The sequence below is a fragment of the Streptomyces sp. CLV115 genome (assembly GCF_038448545.1).
GTDB lineage: Bacteria > Actinomycetota > Actinomycetes > Streptomycetales > Streptomycetaceae > Streptomyces > Streptomyces sanglieri.
In genome coordinates this window covers 1-465 of record NZ_JBCEWQ010000405.1, presented here as the reverse complement: position 1 = coordinate 465, position 465 = coordinate 1, and the positions used below count along the sequence as shown (strand labels likewise).

The window sequence follows — 465 nt, the reverse complement described above, 5'->3', positions numbered from 1 at the left end:
CCTACGGGTGGCAGCAGTGGGGAATTTTGGACAATGGGGGCAACCCTGATCCAGCAATGCCGCGTGTGTGAAGAAGGCCTTCGGGTTGTAAAGCACTTTTGTCCGGAAAGAAATCCTGCGGGCTAATACCCCGAAGGGATGACGGTACTGGAAGAATAAGCACCGGCTAACTACGTGCCAGCAGCCGCGGTAATACGTAGGGTGCGAGCGTTAATCGGAATTACTGGGCGTAAAGCGTGCGCAGGCGGTTGTGCAAGCCAGATGTGAAAGCCCCGGGCTTAACCTGGGAACGGCATTTGGGACTGCACGGCTGGAGTGTGTCAGAGGGGGGTAGAATTCCACGTGTAGCAGTGAAATGCGTAGAGATGTGGAGGAACACCGATGGCGAAGGCAGCCCCCTGGGATAACACTGACGCTCATGCACGAAAGCGTGGGGAGCAAACAGGATTAGATACCCTAGTAGTC

Annotated in this window: 1 rRNA gene; it reads left to right on the top strand. The window is 55.7% G+C overall.

What is annotated here, in order from left to right:
- Window positions 1-465, top strand: a 16S ribosomal RNA gene (locus AADR41_RS42375); the annotation flags it as partial.